Annotated in this window: 14 protein-coding genes; all 14 read left to right on the top strand. The window is 49.6% G+C overall.

Going from position 1 to position 22812, the window contains the following annotated elements:
* Nucleotides 1-2689: hypothetical protein (locus NGM62_RS19195; protein ID WP_262249928.1), on the top strand; the 2689-nt coding region annotated here is incomplete at its 5' end.
* 152 nt (nt 2690-2841) lie between these two features.
* Entirely contained in the window at nt 2842-5550 is a 2709-nt protein-coding gene (locus NGM62_RS19190; RefSeq protein ID WP_262249927.1) for a hypothetical protein, read from the top strand.
* Between the two features lie 37 nt (nt 5551-5587).
* On the top strand, nt 5588-8803 hold the full coding sequence (locus NGM62_RS19185) for a SusC/RagA family TonB-linked outer membrane protein (protein WP_262249926.1): 3216 nt from the start codon (nt 5588-5590) through the stop codon (nt 8801-8803).
* A gap of 21 nt (nt 8804-8824) precedes the next feature.
* Nucleotides 8825-10453, top strand: a complete 1629-nt coding sequence (locus NGM62_RS19180; RefSeq protein WP_262249925.1) for a RagB/SusD family nutrient uptake outer membrane protein — start codon at nt 8825-8827, stop codon at nt 10451-10453.
* Complete coding sequence (locus NGM62_RS19175; protein WP_262249924.1) at nt 10437-12791, top strand: sulfatase family protein; 2355 nt, start codon at nt 10437-10439, stop codon at nt 12789-12791. The genes NGM62_RS19180 and NGM62_RS19175 overlap by 17 nt, the downstream gene beginning before the upstream one ends.
* Nucleotides 12792-12813: 22 nt before the next feature.
* Nucleotides 12814-15234 carry an alpha-L-rhamnosidase-related protein gene (locus NGM62_RS19170; RefSeq protein WP_262249923.1) on the top strand — a complete coding sequence of 807 codons (2421 nt, stop codon included), beginning with the start codon at nt 12814-12816 and terminating at the stop codon, nt 15232-15234.
* Nucleotides 15231-16856 carry an SLC5 family protein gene (locus NGM62_RS19165; RefSeq protein ID WP_262249922.1) on the top strand — a complete coding sequence of 542 codons (1626 nt, stop codon included), beginning with the start codon at nt 15231-15233 and terminating at the stop codon, nt 16854-16856. Before NGM62_RS19170 ends, NGM62_RS19165 begins: the two co-directional genes overlap by 4 nt.
* 30 nt (nt 16857-16886) lie before the next feature.
* The gene (locus tag NGM62_RS19160) at nt 16887-17672 is read left to right on the top strand and encodes a PIG-L deacetylase family protein (RefSeq protein ID WP_262249921.1); all 786 of its coding nucleotides are present in this window, start codon (nt 16887-16889) and stop codon (nt 17670-17672) included.
* Nucleotides 17659-18567, top strand: coding sequence for a DUF5107 domain-containing protein (locus tag NGM62_RS19155; protein ID WP_262249920.1), 909 nt, complete (start codon nt 17659-17661; stop codon nt 18565-18567). The genes NGM62_RS19160 and NGM62_RS19155 overlap by 14 nt, the downstream gene beginning before the upstream one ends.
* The gene (locus tag NGM62_RS19150) at nt 18564-19739 is read left to right on the top strand and encodes a mandelate racemase/muconate lactonizing enzyme family protein (protein WP_262249919.1); all 1176 of its coding nucleotides are present in this window, start codon (nt 18564-18566) and stop codon (nt 19737-19739) included. Before NGM62_RS19155 ends, NGM62_RS19150 begins: the two co-directional genes overlap by 4 nt.
* Nucleotides 19740-19750: 11 nt before the next feature.
* Nucleotides 19751-20506 carry an SDR family NAD(P)-dependent oxidoreductase gene (locus NGM62_RS19145; protein ID WP_262249918.1) on the top strand — a complete coding sequence of 252 codons (756 nt, stop codon included), beginning with the start codon at nt 19751-19753 and terminating at the stop codon, nt 20504-20506.
* A gap of 4 nt (nt 20507-20510) precedes the next feature.
* Entirely contained in the window at nt 20511-21269 is a 759-nt protein-coding gene (locus tag NGM62_RS19140) for an SDR family NAD(P)-dependent oxidoreductase (RefSeq protein ID WP_262249917.1), read from the top strand.
* Between the two features lie 193 nt (nt 21270-21462).
* On the top strand, nt 21463-22236 hold the full coding sequence (locus NGM62_RS19135; protein WP_262249916.1) for a HipA family kinase: 774 nt from the start codon (nt 21463-21465) through the stop codon (nt 22234-22236).
* A complete protein-coding gene (locus NGM62_RS19130) occupies nt 22226-22609 on the top strand; it encodes a DUF3037 domain-containing protein (RefSeq protein WP_262249915.1) in 384 nt (127 codons plus the stop codon). The genes NGM62_RS19135 and NGM62_RS19130 overlap by 11 nt, the downstream gene beginning before the upstream one ends.
* Nucleotides 22610-22812 lie beyond the last annotated feature (203 nt).

The raw sequence follows: 22812 nt of genomic DNA, 5'->3' as shown, positions 1-22812 counted from the left end.
AAAAGTGATTATGGTATTCATTTTTTTTGTCAGTTCTTGCTTCGCTATCAGGGCGCATGATCGGCCGAAATTCAATTGGTCGGGCGACCGGTTTGTCCCTGTTAAGATCAAGGTTGAAAACGGAATGGTCAGATTGGCAGGTGGAAACCAACAGCTAACCTTTAAGGGTGAATTGTTTCGATTGGATGCAGCAGGCAAGTTGAAAACTGAATGGACAAAGTCAGAAGACGATTTCACGACACTGTATCTGACCGCAAAATCAGAAAAAGAGACTCGTCTGAATCATGTTATTTGGTTCGCTGGCGCGTGGGAAAAAGGTGTTGAACGAGTAGTTCATTCAACAAAGCTTATGGATAACGTGCTGTTTATACGCAAAAAAGGGATTTCCTTTTTTCTATCGTTGGATTTTCCTTACAGTCGAATAGACAGCACGGGTATTCAGTATCCTGCCAGCGTTCTATTAGGTGAAGGCCAGACCTATCAACCGCATAGTCTAAGTATAGGTGCCTGTAAACTATCCGGCGAGATGGTCGGAGAATTTGACCGGGCGGAGATTGAGGCTGTTTCAACCTATATTGAGAGGCGGTTTCCTGCGCGGTTTGAACGGCCGATGGTTTTGTCTGCGGGAATAACGAATCGAATGACGGATGTTCGTGAAGGACGTATTTTTTATTCTATGTATGATAATCCGACGGTATCGCTGAGTCCGGAATTGGTAGCAGAAGACCTGCATCTAAATGCTGAGCTCGGTATTGAATACTACCAGGTGTTTGAAGGAGTTTTTGATTGGCCGGACGGCGAGCAGACCGGGAGAAACATGGATAGTCTACAGCGTATCGCCAAATCGTTAGGTGTAAGGATGGGTGATTATGTGGTACCACAGGGTCTGTACTGTCCGCATTACAACTTTACGCAACGTAAGCTAAACAGGCCCGACTGGAAGATCAGAGAACCGGGTGGAGGACTGGCACACCGTGAATGCCTGGCCGTAGATGAGTATGTCGACATGATGACCAACCGGCTGGTCGAGCACAATAAAAAGTACGGGTTGCAGATTATCTGTCTGGATTTTCTAAATATAAAACCCTGTTATGCGAATGATCACCATCATCCTCCCGGCGATACCTATCAGCAAATCAAAGGATTGGTAAAGATGATGAGTGCACTGAATGAGACGGATGAAAACTTCTTGGTTTGGTCGAATAGCGGCAACTGGCTGGAGTTAATGCCCAAGTTGATATGGTATAATCCAAACGTTTATTTAACGGACCCGCACGTACGGCAGTACGCTCCGCACCTGAATATTCTGAAGAACCTGGGTGACGGTCGTCGTGAGCAAATGGTCAGCGTGCATAACCGATATTTTGTCCCATACAGGGCGTTTACGAACTATGAGTATTACATCGCACCCAATAGCCGTTTAGCTGATCCACGTGTGTTTGAATATAGCTTTTTACAGGGGCTTGCCGTAACACCTAATCTCGGTTTGGGAGAGATCCGCTCTTTTTTGGACCGTGTATCCAGCAAGGATAACGCACGAATGAAAAAATTCATCAGACATTGGCTGGATTTTATTCGGGATAACTTTGATGTTTGGAAACATACCAGTCAGCTGGGAGACGCTCCGGGTACGGGTGCGGCCGAAGTATACGGACATATCAAAAAGGATCGCGGCTTTTTGTGTTTTGTGAATCAGAATGCCTTTCCGGTACACAAGGAACTGGTACTCGGTGGGACTATCGGGCTATCGGAAGGAAATGCGTTTCTGTTGTCGGAGATCTATCCGGAAAGCGGGCCGATCATCGAACAGCCGGTTCCTTTTGCCCGGCGGGGTGATACGATTCAATTTACGTTAGCTCCTTATCAGGTCCGTTTCGTGCGTGTAGAACCTTACACCAATCAGTCACCACCCGCCGTATACGGTGCGTCACCGCTTCGGATAGACAAGTCCGGAGACGGATACTATATTACCCTGAAGATACCTCAAGGCAGGCAAAAACAGATCGCATTGGTGTTGCCTGATGGGGAGCGGGTTAGAGAAGTAACTGCAGCCCATCATTCGTTGGTGCCTATGTTCACTTTTCCGGTACATGCGACGCTTCTTCAGGTACAGGAAAATCAAGCGTTCTTGTCTGTTCAGGGGCCCAGGGAAGAAGCTCCGACGACGCTTACGCGCTGGCGTGTTGGTAAGGATTCTTCCTACCGTCAGTTTCCTGTCGCACAACACGAAGGATTCCTGGGGGCTTATATTCACAATGCCTTTTCGGAAGATTATGAGGTTGTACTGAAAGTGGATGTTGAGCGGACCAATGCTTCCAGAACAACGAAGCGGTTGTACCCTCCAGCCTATAGACAGCCGTCCGTAGCTTTGGCAGAACTTCCGCCGAAGGCAGGAACCGTAACGTATCAGACTGAATTTATTTTACCGTTCATTGAACGTTACGGGCTGGATCGGGATGAGCAGCAGGATGCGATCATTGAGTTCGGTTTTTCAGATCCTGGAAAAGCCGTCATTACTGCCGCGAAACTTAACGGGAAGGATGTTCCGGTCGGCCTGTACACGAACTCCAAAAACAGGGCGCATAAGACCCACTATCTGGAGCTCAAAGGCCAGGTGGCACCCGGTAAAGTAACATTGGAGATTGAAGTTACCTATCAGGACACCGCTGCTCCCAAGAAATGGCATTGAAGTTATATAAATTTAACGAATCGGGGTATATTGAGGGTGTATATGTAAATATAGTATCGTTAATGGCAAACAGGGTGGTGTTCAGGCGATGAAACAATGCGCTACATTTGCAATAGTACACGTTCGCTGAATCAATTATAAAATTAAGTATTATGCAGAGAAGAAGTTACTTAAAACCGTGGTTGACTTTACTGATTTGCCTGCTAGGGGGGGCGGTCTGGGGTAGAGGATACCCTGTTAAATCAAAGGTTGTTGAGATCGAATGGAATGCTCCCGGGAAGGTGTCCGGGCATATTGAGATTAAAAACGGCGTACTTCAAAAACTGGCTATACTGGCCGGGACCGGAACGGTTAAAGGCAACTTATTTTCAGTCAAGTCCGGTAAATCTGCCAGAATCGCCGTGTATATTGAGGATGCAAATACAACGGCCGGACCCTTGCCGACCGCTGTATCCGTAGCGACCGATTCTAATCCGTTTACTTTTTTACTGAGGGACGTAACAAGCGCGAACCCGGTTTATGTAAAGCTATATGAGGCTGTCGTACTTCCGGCAGGCGACAACCGCTCGTATGCCGACGTGGAGCGGGAGATTACAGGCCGGAATCTGGTATCCAAGCTGGACGTCATCGAAAAAGAGGACGAGACCTCTTTTGAAAACCTGGATCCTACCGTCCGGAATCAGTATGTCCCTACCTGGCTGGGTACCAGTCGGGATATTCGTATTTTCCAAGTCAACGAAAAGAATAACAATCTGCCACCGGCCACCATGATTATATCTCCTAAGTTGGGAGCCAAACAGATGGCATATGAGCCGGCAAAGTACCAAAATGTCCGTTATTCTTTTGTTTACGGAAGGGGTGAATCAACCGCGCCTGAGATTTACAGAAGGCTAGAGGACGGCGTGCTTCCCATTCTCCACTCTCAACTGATTGACGATGATATCCGGTATCATAGTATCAGCTTCGTTGCAAATGAGAAGTACCCGCTCCATCAGGTGGATGAGGTTGGCACGAACTACCTCGTAGCATCTAACTCGTTGCACGGCGCGAATTTTTCAGACAGCCAGAAGGTTGCGCTGGATGCTGAATTGGCGAAGGAAAATGAAAAAGACCATGAGACCGTGTTGTGCTGGCAGGTGCGTGCTATCAACGACGGCAGGGTACCGCGTTATGCCTGGTTTAAAATACCGCTCGCTATTGGTACCGCGAATCGCTATGATGCGGCGACGGGAGTTTCTACCTTGAACAATGGCGACGCATTCTGCATCACGAAAATGAATGGAGAACCGTTGAAAAATCAGGAGTTGGCCGTATTGGTTCAACCGGGAGATTCAGTGGTTTTTGACGTCTATTTGTTTCATAAGCCCGTGGCAAAGGAGCGGGTAACGGCTTTTGAAGCAGCAACTTCGTTTGACAAACGTTATTCGGAAGCTAAACAATTCTGGTCTGCGAAATTAAAAGAAACACCACGTATCCACCTCCCCGAAAAGCGGTTAGAGGAAATGATGTACGCCGGCTTATTGCATATGGACCTTATATCCTATGGCAAGAAGTCGGAAGGCGTATTGGCGGCTACGATCGGCGTGTATCCACCCATTGGGACGGAAAGTTCCCCGATCATCCAATATTATCTGAGTATGGGGTGGACCGAAGCGGCAAAGCGGTCAATCCAGTACTTTCTGGACAAGCAGCATGAGAATGGCATGATGCAGAACTTCGGACACTATATGGTAGAAACGGGCGGTGCCCTATGGACGTTAGGCGAGTATTTCAGGTATACAAAAGACCACCAATGGGCAGCTGACAACAAAGAGAAAATACTCCGGTCGGTGAATTACCTGCTGGACTGGCGGAACCAAAGTAAAGTGGACAGTCTGATAAACCGCGGGTACGGCATGATCAAGGGGAAAGTCGCAGATCCGCCCGACCATTTCCATCAATATATGTTGAACGGCTACGCTTATCTGGGAATAAAAAGGGTAGCAGAAATGTACCTGGAGACAGACCCTACCCTTTCGGTGAAGTTACTTACTGAAGCCGCTGCATGGCGTGAGGATATCCTGACATCCTTCAGATATTCCGTAGCGAATTCTCCTGTGGTGCCGCTGGGCGACGGCACCTGGAGTCCGACAGCACCACCGTGGGCTGAGATTGAAGGTCCGCGGGCCTTATACCTGAAACCCGACCGTTATTATTCACACGGTACTTTTCTGGTTCCCGATGCCATGCTGGGTCCGATGTATCTGGTGTTTTGTGAAGTAATAGGAGCTGACGATCCGTTGGCGACCTTATTGTTGAACTATCATTCGGAACTGTTTTATCTGAATAATACGGTGCTGTCCCAACCGTATTATAGCAGACATAACTGGGTACAGCTAAAACGAGGGATGGTTAAGCCATTTCTGAAAACGTTCTATAACACGTTTGCCTCTACGTCAGATTGGGAAACCTATACCTTTTGGGAACATTTGTTTCAGGTAAGTGTGCACAAAACCCATGAAGAAGCCTGGTTTTTGATGGAACTCCGGTGGATGCTGATGATGGAAGACGGAGACACGTTGCACCTTCTGAAGGCGGTCCCGAGACGATGGCTGGAAGATGGAAAAAAGATTGAGTGGGCAGATATGCATTCCTATTTCGGTCCTGTTTCGATGCGGGTCAATTCCAATTTGGCTAATGGTAGGGTGGAAGCGGTGGTAAGAGCCACTGGGTCGGATAAACCCGGCGCGGTTACCGTCAGGCTGCCACATCCCGACAACAAGCGGCCGGTGAGGGTTTCCGGAGGGGCGTACGATTCCGCCAGCGAGACGGTTACCATCAGCAATTTTAGCGGAGAGGCTGTCGTGATTTTAGAATTTTGATATTCAGTTGATTATATAACACTTTTACGAATTAACTATGAGAATGTTGATTTTGATGCTGACGTGCATATGTCACGTCGGTATACCAGTTACCTATGCCTTGACCGACCCTGCATGGAACCCGGACCTGTCGTCAACAAAGCATATCGCGGGGAAGGCTGGCAGGCTCCAGCAAACGGTAACGATCTCCGGAAAGGTTGTTGACAACAAAGGAAAAGGTGTTGCAGGTGCGACCGTTTTTTGTCGGGAGAATGGCGTCCGGGTCATTACGGATTTCGACGGACTATTCCGTATCCAGGCACCATCTGTTGCGTCCATACTGTCCGTTTCACACATAGGTTACCGGTCTGTCGATTTTACACCTGGCCGTTTACAGCCGGCGGATGTTGTTTTGATAGAGATGGCTGACAATCTGGATGAGGTGGTTGTCATCGGTTACGGGGAAATCAAGCGGCGCGATCTGACGGGTGCAGTGGGAAGCATCCGGGCGGAAGAAATTGCAGCGGCCCGCAACCCTTCATTTCTGGAGTCTATCCAGGGTAAACTGGCCGGTGTACAGATTTCCGGCAGTTCGGGAGAACCGGCTGCGGCGATGAACATTACCATCAGGGGTGCCAGCAGTTTGTATGGTAGTTCTACACCGTTGTTTGTGATAGATGGTATACCCTATGATATCAACACCAGTGAGGTTGCTTCGTCCAGTATCGGTAATGCAACGCCCTCGAACCCGTTGGCAGCCCTCAACCCGAATGATATTCAGTCGATCGAGGTGCTGAAGGACGCATCTGCGTCGGCTATTTATGGCTCCCGTGGCGCAAATGGTGTCGTGATCGTGACAACCAAGTCAGGGAAAACCGGTAGGACATCGGTGGTATATGACGGATTCGCCGGCATACAGCATGCGACTAAAAAGATGGAAGTCCTTTCGGCTGATGAATTTATTGAGTACCAACGTGTTCAACAACCCAACAGTCCGTTATTTTGGATCGATACAAACGACGACGGCACTTTTGACAACAGGGATACACCCCGTGATCTGAGCACCCTGACGAAATACGACTGGCAGTCGGAAGTATTGCGGCAGGGTAATATGCAAAGTCATAACCTGTCCGTCAGCGGAGGAAAAGACCGGACCACCTTCAGTGGAAGTCTGGGATACTACGATCAAACCGCTATTTCACTTAGTAATGAATACCAGAAGTATAATGTGACGCTGAAGTTGGACCATGAGGTAAACAAAAAACTATCTATGGGTATCAATCAGATGCTGATGTACACGAATCAGGATGGAGCTACGAACAGCGGTGGCGGTGTGGCTATTATGAACGGCGTCGTGCAAAACATTATTATAAGCAGACCGATCGATCTGTATGATCCACGAAACGATTTCGAAGGGGAGTATATCACGCCGATCAAAAGTATCGTGAACAGTTATAAGAATGTCGGGCTGCTTCGTAATAACATATCGGCTTATCTGGCCTATCAATTATTCCCGTCACTTCGCCTTTATACGCAACTGGGAGGAATGTACTCCAGTTCCCCGGGAAAAGAGTTTTACGGAAAACTGACCAGCTGGGGCTCACAGGACAATGGGCGGGGCGTGATACAGGGACAACAAGCCTATTCAATTAACAACTCCTATCAGCTCCAGTATAATAAACGATTCAACAAGTCGCACACACTGGGTGTACTTGGGGCCTTCGAATACTACCGTTATAATTTTGAAAGCTCCCTGTTTGAGAAGGCTAATTTTATAGATGAATCAACGGGTATCCATGATATATCAAAAGGAAATCTTATCAAGCGTACTCTGAGCAGTCGCGATGGCAATACCCGTTTGTCTTATTTTACGCGGATCAATTACAACCTGGTTGGGCGCCATTTGTTTACGGCAACCTACCGGATCGATGGGTCGGATAAGTTCGGCCCCGGAAACCGGTTTGGCCACTTCCCCTCCTTTGCCTATGCCTGGCGTGCGGGCGACGAGAGCTTTGTGAAAAATCAGTTGCCGTTTGTAGACGACTTGAAAATCCGGGCGAGTATTGGGGTCATAGGGAACGAGCGGGTTCCTTCTTTCCGGTATATGGCCCGCGTTGAAAATGCCTTCTACGGTGGCCAACTGGGTCTCGCCCCAGCGTCGCGATCCAATCCGAATCTTCGGTGGGAGTCTACCGGTCAGGCGAATATCGGTCTGGATATTGTCTTGTTTAAGAACCGTCTGAACGTGACTGCTGATATATATGAAAAGCGTACAACGGATATGTTGCTGCCACTGAACGTGGCGTCCCGCTCCGGTTATTTCACTGAGTGGAGAAATTTCGGCAAGATGGAAAACCGGGGATTCGAAATCCAGTTGTCGACCGTCAATGTTGCGGGTAGTTCATTCCGGTGGTCGACCGATTTCAACATCAGTGCTAACCGAAACAAGGTGACAGAGTTGGGGAATGTCGGCTTTATTCCAGTTACGGTTGCCGGCGGATGGATTACGGACGTGGGCCGTGTTATTGTAGGACAACCCATCGGAACTGCTTACGGATATGAGTTCGATGGGGTCTACCAGATCGACGACTTTACCTGGCAGAATGACAGCGATGAAAGCATCCCCCATGCCAACCGGACCTATGTATTGAAAGAGGGTGTTGTTTCGGTGGCGGGAGTCAACGTTAAACCGGGTAGTTTTAAATTTAAAGACCTGAACGGGGATAATCAGATAAGACTGGGTGACGATCGCAAGGTCATCAGCCAAAGTGCTCCGGATTTTTTCGGTGGTTTAACCAACACTTTTACTTACAAGGGGTTTGATCTGAGTGTGTTTCTTGAGTATTCCTATGGCAATCAGATTTTCAACGAACCAAAATACCGGCTTGCCGGCGCATTCCCTGCCACCTGGATGAATTTGCAGCGTGATTTGTGGTATAACCGCTGGACACCGGAAAATCCGACGAATGAATACGGCACAACTGCCAACGTGAATGAGACGGCCAGGCTGTCATCGAGCTATTATGTGGAGGATGCATCCTGGCTTCGCGTGAAGAATGTCTCTCTTTCGTATACCCTTCAGCATCAGAGTATCCGGAATGTTGGGATCAATAGTGTGAAAGTGTACCTTACGGGTTCTAACCTGTATACCTGGACGAAGTATACGGGATTTGATCCGGAGATCAGTTCTCCAAATACGTTGCTCCCCGGTTTTGAACGGATTTCTTATCCGCGGGCAACGACATACATACTGGGTCTGACAGCCACATTTTAGTAATCCTAAAATCAATTAAAAATGAGACGATATTTTTTCTTCATCCTACTGGTTTTCCTTCTTGGGACCATCATGGAGTCATGCACGGATGTGCTGGATACCAAACCCTATTCCTTTACATCCGTCGATAAATTTTATAATACCGCACAGGATGCAGAGCTCGCATTGACGGGTTGTTACAGTCTGCTCAACACCATCGCTGTTCAGGGAACGGCAGGAGGGCCAACATTCCGAAGCACCCTGTTACATGCACTCTACACCGGAAACGACGAAAATGTGACGCGGGATGGTTACACCGATGTCAACCTGTCACAATACGGCCTGTTGTCCGTTACCAGCCAGATGCAATCCCTGAACAACATGTGGTTCGCGCTGTTCGCGGGTATCAATCGTACTAACTACCTGATCAATAATATTGACAATGTGCCGATGGATCCCGTGAGAAGGGCAGAGGTCAAGGGTGAAGCACTATTTCTTCGGGCGCTTTATTACATGTATACGGCAAAGCTTTTCGGCGGGGTGCCGGTATACACCCATTACCTCCAGGATGAAACCGCTCAGCGGCAGCCACTGAAGGAGGTTTATGATCAGATCATAGCCGACTATCGGGAAGCTTATCAGCTCCTGCCGCATCGCGCAGGAATGGCTGCCCGCGCCAACAAATGGTCGGCAGGCGGGATGCTGGCTAAAGTGTATACCTACCTGGCCAGCGCGAAAAAATACGGCACGGGTCAGCAACTTTCACAGGCTCTGAACAAATTTGATTGGGTGGATGTCAATGCGACCTACGCGCAGGCAAAGATCGTTATCGATGATATCATAGCAAACAGTGGTTATAAGCTGACCGCTAATTACGACTATTTATTCAGGGAAACAACGCAAGCCTGGCAGTTTGAAGAATGTATGTTTGTGATTGAAAGCAGTACCAGCCCGGTGGATGGCAACTATAATCTGTGGATCAACTTTTTGGTGCCGACCGGACCCCAAACAACCGGTGCAGGTAGTGGTACTTCGAGACCCTTAGGTGAAATGTACTATCGTTATGACGCCCGGGACCCCCGGCGTAGCCATAATCTTTCAGCTACCATGCCTGCCGGAAGCGCTAAAGAGACCATTGAGGGCGTTCCATATTATAAACCCAATGCCCTTGCCAATCCGAACACCGGCGTTTATTGTATCGCTAAATTCCGAATGAGGGATCCAGTAGGAAAAGCTACGGCTGCGTCTGTTTCGACCGGGAATACCCCCCTGCTCCGTTATGCGGATATCTTATTATTGAGTGCAGAAGTGGAACAACACGTCGGTAATGAGCAGGGAGCGAGAGACAGGTTACGGGAGGTAAGAAAGCGGGTGATCACTGACGAAGTGCTGCTCGATCAGCTGACGACGGTTTATAAACGCGATGTGTTCCTTGACGAACTGTTGGAGGAACGTTCGCGGGAGCTTTGTTTTGAAGGGTGGCGCCGGATTGACCTGATACGATTCAATAAATTCGAGACGGAACTGATGAAACTGACCAACAACCGGGGCTTTTATAACTCCAATGTCCCGGCTATTCAGGCAAACTGGAAGCCCTATAAGATATGGCTGCCAATTCCCCGGAATGAAATAGAAATTAGCCCGATTGAGCAAAATGAGGGGTACGAATAATTACTTCATTGGGATACTCTGCCTGTGCATAGCTTTCAGCACAATAGTTTCTGCGCAGGAAAGCACACAGCGGCAGCGTCCTGTCAGTTTGTTGCGTGACGAAGGGTTTGCCCGGGGATTTATCACGCTGAACCCGAAGCAAGGTGCGCGCGTTACCAGTGGGGTGCTGCAGCCGGAAAGTGCATCTGGGGGGGCGGAATGGGAAATTGCCCAATGGGGCAGCCGATTCGATATGAGTCAAAACCAGCCGGCTGTTGGTAAAGGGGGGGAGGTAGTCTATGCGGATCCCGGCAAAACAGTGATTGTTTATCCGGACAGCAGTTTCGTGCTGGAAGTAAAAGGGAGGGAGGAATTCGGTGATCGGCCGCGTGAATTTTTCGAGTCTTGGCCACACCTGTATCTGGAACAGCGGTTTGACCAAGGCACCTTCCTGGCGGATTATGAACGGTTGGATTTTAACCTGGAAGGGAAACACCTCTATACCATCAATCATTTGGGGACGAAGATAGAGAAACGCTTACATACCGCGCAGCTCATTATTCAGTTTTTTGTACACAATAAAAATCCCCATTCACCTGGTTATCAAAAGGAAAGTTTTATATTGAGCCTTCCGGTTTATGATTATCGTTGGGATTATCGTCCGGAAACGAAATTTCAGGATGCCGGAACCAAAAAAACGACGACCAATCTGTTTGTGTATGGCCCTGGGGGAGAGGGATTGTGGGACGGTTGTTTCCGGGGCGACACCGTCAATTGGCATAGCATGAATGAAGACCTATTGCCTCACTTCTGGGAAGGGTTTATTCAGGCAAAACGGGCAGGTTTTATGAAGCATACTCAATTCAGTGATTTGGCGCTTTCGAGTTTTGTTTTCGGGTGGGAAATGCCGGGGACATTTGATGCCGCCATGCATTTCCGGAATATGCAGCTCATGGGACTGCCCAAATACCGTGAACCGAAGCGGCCGAATATAGCATTGATTATAGCCGACGATTTAAGTTGGAATGATCTCGGCTGTTTCGGCAATACCGACGTGAAAAGTCCTCATCTCGATGCGCTTGCTTATTCGGGAATCCGATTTTTGAATGCGTATGTGACAGCCAGTTCCTGCAGCCCCAGCCGGATCAGTCTGCTGACAGGCCGTTATCCGCATAACACGGGTGCCGCGGAGTTACACACGCCGGCACGGGAGGAGGAATACGCCTACTTTCCCGGACTACTTCGCGGAGCAGGATACTTTACGGCTTTGGCAGGTAAATGGCACGAAGGTAAATCTACGGCGCAAGCGTATGATACCCTGTTTGTCAACCGGGAACAGAACGGTCCGGGTGGTGAAGACCAATGGAACCATCTGTTGGATATAAGGGATACTACAAAGCCTTTTTTTTTCTGGATGGCAGCCTATGACCCGCACAGGGATTGGTCGGCCGATCAGATAGAGGATAGCCATCGGCCGGAAGATCTGGACATCCCTCCCCATTTGACCGATGACACCGCCACGCGGCGCGATCTCGCATCATATTACAATGAGATTGCTCGTCTGGACCGTAAAGTGGCGGAGTTTGTACAGAAACTAAAGGAACAGGGCCTGTACGAAAACACGATCATCGTTTTTCTTTCAGACAATGGCAGAGCTTTCCCGGGGAGTAAGTGCCGCTTAAATGATCAGGGAGTAAAAACGCCGTTATTTGTCAGCTGGCCGGGTCGGGTACCCAATGGCCATCACGTGACCAGCCTGATCAGTACCATTGATCTTGCGCCCACATTACTTGATATCGCTGGAGTGAAAGATCTAAGAACCATTCAGGGAACGAGCTTTTCGTACTTGCTATCACGGCCATCCGCATCGTTTCGTAATTACGTTTTTGCCGAACAAAACTGGCACGATTACGAAGGATACCAACGCATGGTGCGCTATGCTGATTTTCTTTATATAGAAAACGGGCGACCGGAAAAGGTACTCTCCGGTCCGTTGGATGTCGTCACTTCACCGGCCTATTTATCCTTACGTGAAAGGTTCGAAAAAGGAACCCAACCGTTATCCGGATTGCAGGCAGATAGTTTTGTAAAGCCCCCGGAATTCGCACTATATAAGTTGGAAAGTGATCGATATCAGCAATTTAATCTGATAGCGGACGAACAATACCCGCACGTTTTGAAACATTTGCGGGAAATTTTGCAGCGATGGAAACAGGAAACCGGTGACACGGCTCCCACAACGCTCACACCTGACTGGTATGATTTGGATGGAAACCGGGTGCCGGCACACGGGCGGAGAGGGGAAATGCCTGGTGCGTCATCGAAGGCAGTGAGCATCACGGAGGCGGGACCATTTTAACAGGAATAACATGCACCTACCGTTGTTAACAAAACACAGTTATTGGTACCGGGTTATTCTGGTGTTGATGATGCTGAGTGCCTTTGCGGTGGCGAGGATTCATGGGCAGGAATTGAGCCGTCTGAACCCCCGGTGGACATCGGAGATATGGAAAGGTAAATGGATTCATAAGCCGAATGATTCGGGACGCGATTTCGGAGTATATCTCTATCGTAAAAAGGTCGTATTGTCGGAAATTCCGGAACATTTTGTGATCCACCTCTCAGCCGATAACCGGTACCGGCTCTATATCAATGAACAGATGGTTGCGGCGGGACCCGCCCGGTCGGATACCGATCACTGGTTCTTTGACTCAATGGATCTGTCGCCTTATCTCGTAAAAGGTGATAATGTAGTGGCTGTGCAGGTCTGGAATATGGGCGAATATGCTCCTTATGCACAGATGTCGCATCGGACGGGGCTTATCATACAGGGTGAATCGGATGCGGAAGAAATACTCAATACCGACGAAAGCTGGAAGGTCTATCACGATGATGCCTTTTCGCCGATCCGGTTAGCCGGAACAGGTACGGTGGTGGGACCGGGTGAACGTTTTCGGTCGGAACGGCATCCGGCTTCGTGGCGGTCGTTGGACTTTGATGATCGTGCTTGGGAGCAAGCCAGGGGCGTCGGACGCGGAATTCCACATGGGGTGTTCGGTAGCTGGGATTGGCAGCTGTTGCCGCGACGAATTCCTATGATGGAGTATACCGATCAGCGTTTCCGCCGCGTCGTGCGGACGGCCGGCATACCCCTGCAGCGCGTGGTCATCGACGGCAGTTCCCGATGGGAAATTCCCGCCGGTACGAGCTGTACTATTCTGCTGGATCAGGGAGAACTGACAACTGCTTATCCGCAGATAGCTTTCAGTCAGGGCAAAGATGCGATGATCCGGTTGAAGTATGCCGAAGCGCTGGTGGATGAAAACGGAAATAAAGGACACCGAGATCACACGGACGGAAAACAGATGGGCAAGGTTATTTACGATGAAATAATCGGTGGGGGAACCGAAGGTCAAACATTTACCCCTTTGTGGTTCCGCACGTTCCGTTATGTAAAAATGGAGATCGAAACCAAAGCAACTCCCTTGATAATAGACGACATCCGGTCGGTCTTCACCGCTTACCCCTTTGTGGAGCGGGCACAGGTTACTACAGATAACCCGGTGTACCGTGACATATGGAATGTGGGATGGCGGACTGCACGCCTGTGCGCTGGTGAAACTTACTACGATTGTCCCTATTATGAGCAGCTCCAATACGTGGGGGATACGAAAATTCAGGCACTGATATCGCTGTATGTATCGGGGGACGATCGATTGATGAGGAATGCCATTGCACAGTTCGCCGAGTCGCACCAGTCTTCAGGGCTTACGATGAGCAGGTATCCCACCCACAGAAAACAAATAATACCTACCTTTTCCCTTGTCTGGGTGACGATGTTGTGGGACTATTGGATGCATCGGCCTGATGAACAATTCGTGATAGCGTATCTGGATCAGGCGGATGCGGTACTGTCGTGGTTCGGGCGGCATCTCAATCAGGAGGGTATGCTCGGCGGATTGCCTTGGTGGAATTTTGTAGACTGGGCGTTCCGGCCGTGGGATCAGGACCGTTCGGTGGGTGGGGTGCCCCTCGGAGGGGAGTCCGGACAATCAGCGATCATTTCACTCCAATACGCGTACACCCTGCAGCAGGCAGCTGATCTGATGTCGTATTTTGGAAAAACGGAACGTGCGACCACTTATCGGTCGCAGGCTGGAGGGATTGTTGAATCGGTTAAAAAACGTTGTTGGGTGTCTGAAAAGCAACTGTTAGAGGATACACCCGGTAGTGCAGCGTTCAGCCAGCATGCGCAGATTTTTGCTATTCTTTGTGGGATGTTCTCCCGGGAAGAATCGGTTGGTCTGATGCACCGCGTACTGAATGATTCCTCCCTGACGCCATGTACCTATTATTTCCGCTTTTACCTGAACCGGGCGTTGGAAAAAGTATTGATGAGTGAGGCGTACCTGTCACAACTGGACGGATGGAAAGAAATGCTTAGCCTGGGGCTGACCACGTTTGCAGAGACTCCGGAACCTACCCGGTCCGACTGCCATGCCTGGAGCGCCAGTCCCAACTATGAGTTGCTGGCAACAGTCGCCGGAATCAGACCGGCGTCGTCCGGTTTCCGAAAGGTCCGCATTCAACCCTCCTTGGGAAAGCTGACCCGCCTGGAAGCGGTCATGCCGCATCCCAAAGGCGAAATTTCCTTACAGCTGAAGCGGAAAGGGGAGCGGCGTTTGTTTGTTGCTGTTTCTCTGCCGCCGGATACGGACGGCGTGTTTGAATGGGGAGGAGAATCGTATCAGCTGGCTGCGGGTAAACAAGAGTTTGAGATCAAAAAAAGGGAGTTCCAATGAGCATGCCATATATGTTGGATATTGCGACGATTGCCGGCTATTTTATCATCATCATTATCATAGGTGTATGGTCAGCCCGTGGAAAAAAAGAAAGTGCTGCACAATATTTCACCTCCAAAGGAATGTTACCCTGGTGGGCGATCGGGACGGCTTATGTAGCGACCGGTCTTAATTCCGAACAATTGATCGGCATGAATGGCATGGGATACCTGGTAGGATTACCCCTTGTGAATTCATACCTGATAGCCATCTTAGTGTATACAGCCTTGATATACTGGTTCTTTCCGCTGTATCTTAGAAATAATATCGTGACGATGCCGCAGTATCTGGGTGAGCGGTTCGACAAACGTAGTCAGGATGTATTCAGCGTGTTGTTGTTATTGAGTTATGTGTTTCTGAGCCTTGCGGTAGTATTATATGGGGGGGCAAAACTCTTTGAGGTCATATATGACGTGCCGCTTTGGCAGGGTGTTCTCGTGTTGGGACTTGTTTCGGGTGTCTTCACGATAACCGGAGGAATGACCTCCATGATCAATGCTTCGGTTTTTCAGTTTATCCTTATGTTTCTGGCCGGAGGTATCCTGTTTTATCTGGGCTATAATAAGCTTCCGAATGGTTGGCAGGATATCGTCGATCATGCTCCGGGTGGGTTTCACCTGATGCAGCCCATGGATACACCGGTGATGCCATGGCATGCGGTGGTCCTGTCGTTACTAAACCTGCAACTATTTTATTCGTGTATCAATCAGGCGTTGGTGCAGCGGGGATTCGGTGCAAAATCAGAATGGGATGTACGCATGGCCATAGTCTTTGCGTTGGGTTTTGTATTGTTGCGCCCCTTTCTGGAGATTTTTCCCGGAATGATGGCCCGCGCATTGGCCTTTACAGGTCACAGCGAATATCTGGTGACGGCAGAGCAGGTAGATAGCGTTTATCCGATGCTCATTGCCAATTTGATACCGGAAGGTATGAGGGGGCTCATTATAGTGGGCATTCTTGCCACCGTGATGTCGACGGTATCGGCTTTTCTGAATTCGATTTCTACGTTATTCACATATGACGTATATAAAAAATGGATTCATAAGAATGCGGATGATCGGAAGCTGGTGAAGGTAGGCATGTGGTGTACCTTTGGTTTGATGGCGTTCAGCGTGTTATATGCCCCGCTGATCGGAAAGATGGGTGGTATTTTCTTATATTTCCAATCCATGTCTACCTACCTGGCTGTTCCTGTAGCCACGTGTTTCCTGGCAGGTATGTTCTGGAAGCGGGCTACTCCGGCTGCCTGCCTCACCATACTGATCGCCGGTATACCCCTTGGGGCGGTGATTCAGCTGGTTATTATCCCGCTGTTGTTTACAGCGGAGACGATTGCCTCCTATAACCTGGGAAATTTTTACGTGATCGGCGGCGTTACGCAGGCGGTTTGTGTCCTGATATTGATTACCGTTAGTTGGCTGACAGCTCCGCGACCGGCTGCCGAAATCGAACGGCTTACCTGGTCACTCCGCTTGCTAAGACTGCCAGACGGAGAGCCTCAGCGCCCCTGGTGGCAATCAGCGGGACTGTGGTGGGCCGTGATGGTCATCGTATATGTGGTACTTTATATCAAATGGTGGTAAACAAAAAAGATCTGTGCTCAAGGGAATAATATGATAGAAAACAGAAAAGTATTGTGCCTGATGGCGCACCCGGATGACGCGGAAATACTGAGTGCCGGCACGCTGGCTTTACTGTCGGCACGCGGATGGGAAGTTGTCATTGCAACTATGACCCCGGGCCAGGCAGGATCGGTGATATGGGGGCCGGAAGAGATCAGTGCGGTGCGCAGAAAGGAAGCGGAAGCAGCGGCTGCCGTGCTGAACGGTCAGTATTATTGTCTGGAAAGCGAAGACGTACGTATTATGTATGATACACCGACGTTGATGAACGTCGTTACACTTTTCAGAAAAGTGAACCCCGCTTTGGTGATTACGGCCAGTCCTTCTGACTACATGCTGGACCATGAGATTACCAGCCATCTGGCGCAGTCGGCCTGTATGGCGGCCGTTATACCGAACATCCGCATCACCGGTACGACGCCGATAGCGCGCGTGCCCCATCTGTATTATGCGGATGCGGTCCAAGGGAAGGACCGACTGGGCCATGCAATCCAGGGCGATATTCTGGTCGATATCGGGTCAGTAATGGAGATCAAAGAACACATGCTTGGGTGCCACAGCAGTCAACGGGAGTGGTTGCAGAAGATGTCGGGGGTGGATGAATATATTATCCTGATGAAAAATTTTGGTGAACGTAACGGGAAGCTGGCAGGATGCACCTATGCGGAAGGTTACCGCCAGCACCTGGGTTTCAGCTATCCACAGGACGACCTCCTGATGGCCGAATTGGGAGATTTAGTGCATCGACGAATATCTAATGAATATGATACAATCTGAACGAAGTGTAAACGGTGTGCGACTGCTCACCATTGAAAATGACGACCTGCGTGTTGAAGTTGCCCCTTCATTGGGTGGGAAGGTCACCAGCGTATACAATAAGCAATTAAAAAACGAGTTTCTATGGCATAATGACGGGCTGCCACTTGCGGAGCAGGAAGCCGGCGCGGATTATGACAGTAATTTCTGGGGGGGTATTGATGAACTGTTGCCGAATGATATCCCCGAAACCGTGGACGGAGTGGCATATCCGGATCATGGCGAACTATGGACTACTCAGCTGGACTACAAGCTTTCTGATCAGTGCCTGTCGGTTTACGGGTTGCTGCCGCGCAGCGGGCTATTCTATGAAAAGGCACTTCACCTGCATGCCGACGCACCAAAAATCAAAATAGAATACCGGATTGAGAACCGGTCGGGCGTCCGGCGGCACTTTTTATGGAAACTTCACGCAGCATTGCGCATCAGGGAAGGGGACCGCCTGGTAAGCAGAGCCGGGAAAGGAAGGGTGGTCTATCCCGAGTCTTCGCGTTTCCCGGATGCCGGTGAGTTTCAATGGCCGTTTGTGCGGGGGGTAGATGCCGCCGTGGTGCCGGCAAAGAATGGCACGATGGACTTTTTTTACTTATACGATTCGCCGGAAGGGAAAATGGGCTTCATTTCAGAAAAGGGACAACACCTGTTTTCGTACCAATATGATCAGACCGTGTTCCCCTATCAATGGTATTTTGCGTCGTATGGGCAGTTTCTGGACCATTACACCGCCATCCTTGAACCCGCATCAGCGATGCCGGTGAGTGTTGGTGAGGCCGCGGGCTTAGGTCAATGCAGTGTGCTCGATCCCGGCGAAAAAATACAGACAACTGTAACGATTTATGCAGGAGAAAATAGATGAAAATTGAATCAGTAGATTTTTTTTACTTACGGATGCCGGAAGTACTGGACATCGGGGATGGTAGTCAGGATGCTGCATTGGTACGCATACGTGCCGGTGGTCTGGAGGGTTGGGGTGAATGCGAGGCGGCACCGTTGCCAACTATAGCGGCCTATGTCTGTCCGATGTCGCACAGTGCTTGCAAGCCGGTCAGCTATGCAGTGGAAGGGATGGCGCTGAATGAGCCGGCAGATATCCGCAGGATAGCGGATACGGTACACACCCATAGTTTTGACCTGCTGCAGGCGGACCATACGCTGTCAGGGATTGATATCGCGCTGTGGGATCTGTTGGGTAAAAAGCTGGGAGAGCCGGTTTTCCATTTGCTGGGATATAAGCAGGCCTACGCGAAAACTCCCTACGCTTCCCAGCTTTTTGGTGATACGCCGGAACGGACCTACGAAAAGGCAGTCCTTGCCGGGGCTTCGGGCTATCACGCGGTTAAATTTGGTTGGGGCCCCATCGGCCGGCAGGATGCCGCTGCGGATGCTCTTCACTTCCGGGCGGCCCGTGAAGGGCTGGGCCCGGACCGGTACCTGATGGTAGATATCGGAACGGTCTGGAAGGAGGATACCGATGCGGCTGAAAAACGGTTAAAGGCATTAAAGGATGCCGATGTGTATTGGCTGGAAGAGCCCTTTACGAACATGGCACTGGGGGCGTACCGGCAGTTGTCGGTAAGTGAGCCCACCGTACGGTTAGCGGCTGGTGAAGGGTGCAATAATTACGTACAGGCGGCTGCTATGATGGACTATGCAGGGCTGCAGTTCATCCAGATTGATACGGGCCGTATCGGTGGCATCACGCAGGCGAAGCGGGTAGCTGATACCGCTGCGGCCAGGGGAATGACCTATGTGAACCATACGTTCACCTCCCATTTGGCACTCAGCGCATCCTTACAGCCCTATGCAGGCCTGGAAAAGGATATCATATGTGAATATCCGGTGGAACCTCAGCAACTGGCGCTGGATATGACGACGGACAGGATCCTGCCCGATGCAAACGGACAGATTAGGATACCGGAGGAAGCGGGGCTGGGCCTCACCGTAAATACCGGCGGATTGCAAAAGTATGTGTTAAATATAGAAATACGGGTAGGGGAGCGTATGGTGTACCAAACCCCCTCCTTATAAAAGAACAGACAATGATTGGACGATTCAGTGATCAGGTAGCCGTTATCTCCGGAGGTGGTGACGGGCTTGGAAGGGCCATCGCTTTCCGGTTAGCGGGCGAGGGTGCGAAAGTAGTACTTTTTGATATCAGTGCTGCCGCTTTGGAAAACACGCTGGAGGATCTAAGAGCCGCAGGCTACACGGCAGTGGGGTGGAAAGCGGATGTCTCACGGGAAGCCGATGTAGTGGGGGGATATACGAAGGCTTATGAAACATTCGGCCGGGTGGATATTGTGGTTAATTCGGCCGGTATGGTGGGCCCAACCAATACCTCTATCCTCGATTATAGCACGGAAGATTATGATAAGGTATACGGGGTGAACCTCCGTGGCACTTTCCTGATGGCAAAATACGGGTTAGGCTACATGGTTAAACAGGGATATGGCCGGATGCTGCTGATTGCTTCCATTGCCGGAAAAGAAGGTAACCCGTTTATGGCCGGTTATTCATCCACCAAAGCAGGAGTGATTGGTTTGGTAAAAGGATTGGGGAAAGAATTTGCTGATAAGGGAATTACAATTAATGGGCTTGCTCCGGCGGTTATTAAAACAGCTATGAACCAGGACACCGCGCCAGAACAGCTGGCGTATATGACCAGCAGGATACCGATGGGCCGGTTAGGTACGGTAGATGAAGTGGCTGCCATGGCGGGTTTTATCGTATCGCCGGAAAATAGCTTTTCGACGGGTTTTATTTACGATGTGTCCGGAGGGCGCGCGACGTATTAGCGATATGGCAGTAAGAAAGAAAGTAGTTGTTTTAGGTGGATCGTCGGGTATCGGGAAGGCTACTGCCCAACGGTTTGCCCGGGAAGGCTGGCAGGTACTCATTGCTTCTTCTGATGGAAAAAAGGCGGAGTCGGCCAAAAACAGTTTGGAGGGCGAAGGGCACCTGGCTTTTCAGCTGGATATCCGGGACACCGGGCGGCTGCAGGTATTCACTGACCTCATCAGCGTCCAATGGGGCAGTTTTGATGTACTGGTAAACAGTATCGGTATCTCCCGGTCGCTGCATGTATTGCAGTCTGATTTTACCGAATGGGACAACGCCTTGCAGGTCATGCTGTATGGAAATATAAGAAGTGCCAGAGCATTGGTTCCGCTGATGGCCGATGGCGGGCGGATTATCAATGTGACATCCATACATAGTGACCGGGTTGAAAAAGGCAGCTCAGGATATGGCATGTCCAAAGCAGCGATCACTCAGTTTACCCGTTCCCTGGCGCTGGAACTGGTGCCGAGAGGTATCCTGGCCAATACCATTGCCCCCGGATTCATTGATACACCTATGTCAATAGATGACCAGGGCCGGAATGAACTGGAAACTGAATGGTTTTATGATAATTATCTCAAATATGATCATCTGCCATTGAAACGGCCCGGCCGGCCGGAAGAGATTGCCGGTGTAGTCTATTTTCTCGCAGGACCTGATGCATCGTATATTACCGGTTCTGTTGTAACAGTTGATGGCGGGCTGACCATCACTTTTTGAGCAGCTGAGACAGATGATGCGGGGGTGTCAGTAGGTGCCGGAGCGGATTACTTTCACGAAATTTATCATGATGTGGCGGTATTATTAAAAACGATTTCTATATTGCCATGCGGTCAGGGAGGGTTATACATCTATTTTGTATCCTGCCCGGCCGGCTATTGACAGGAATGAAAACCATAAAGTTCAGGGCCAGATGATTCCGGATTTACGGACCGTTACCGTTACACGTTATATCACGGCGTTACGCGAAGGAGGCTCACTGCCGGCTTTGGCAGAGGCGAGTGATGACTTTAAATATGTGATTAAATTCCGTGGCGCAGGTCACGGGGTCACCGCATTGATCGCCGAGCTTTTGGGCGGATTGATGGCAAAGTACCTGGGGCTTCCCGTTCCTGAATTGGTTTTTGTCGAATTGGATGAAGCTTTCGGACGGGCCGAAGGCGATGAGGAGATCCAGGATTTGCTGAAATCCAGCAAAGGATTAAACCTGGGCCTGCATTATCTTTCCGGCGCTATGACGTATGATGTGGCGATAAATGACTGTGATGCTCTGCTGGCTTCAAAGATCGTCTGGCTGGATAGTTTTATTACCAATGTGGACCGTACGTTCCGTAACACCAACCTGCTGATCTGGCACAAAGAATTATGGCTGATTGACCACGGTGCCTCGTTTTATTTTCATCACTCGTGGGACAACTGGAAGCAGACATCCGAAACACCTTTTCCGCTGATCAAAGACCACGCCCTGCTGTCCAAAGCATCTGAACTTCAGAAAGCGCACCAGGAATTTTGTGAAAAGCTGAACGATGGGGTATTGCGCGAAATCGTCAACAAAATCCCCGACGCATTTCTGAATTGGGAAGAAGGTCCGTCAAACGATGGGATCCGTGAGGTATATTATCAGTTTTTGTCGAACCGGTTGGCACACGCCGCTGTTTTTCTAAAAGCCGCTGAAGATGCAAGGTAAAGATATCTATCATTATGCCGTCATTCGGGTCGTTCCACGGGTAGAACGGGAAGAATTCATCAATGTGGGTCTGATCCTGTTCAGCAAACACAAGCGTTTCATTCGTTTTGAATACCATATTCCCGAAGAAAAGATCCGGAGCTTTTGCAACGAGTTTGACATCGGTCAGCTGAAAGAAAATTTGGAATCGTTTGCCCGGATCTGCTCCGGTTCGGCCGATGCAGGCCCGATCGCACAACTGGAAATCACGGAGCGGTTCCGCTGGATCACGGCAGTAAAAAGCTCCAGCATCCAGACCTCAAAACCACACATGGGTTTTTCCGCTGATTTAAAGGCTACATTTGAAAAGCTGTACCATGAATTGGTGCTGTAGGCGCAGGATGAATGACATAGATGCGTTCTTAACACCGCATTAAAATTTCAGAAAACACGCAAACTTCTATCATTTTTAATTAATATTGCAAACGCACCGGCAGCAAATTGGTAACATGCGGGTGATCGTTTAATTATAACCATCTTATGCATATTATAATTCGTTTTCAATTATTTCATTTAAAATCTTATTTGTTATTATCT

It is taken from the genome of Parapedobacter soli (assembly GCF_025460835.1).
Taxonomy (GTDB): Bacteria; Bacteroidota; Bacteroidia; order Sphingobacteriales; family Sphingobacteriaceae; genus Parapedobacter; species Parapedobacter soli.
The sequence above is the reverse complement of the archived record's forward strand: the minus strand, read 5'-3'. Positions and strand labels throughout refer to the sequence as shown.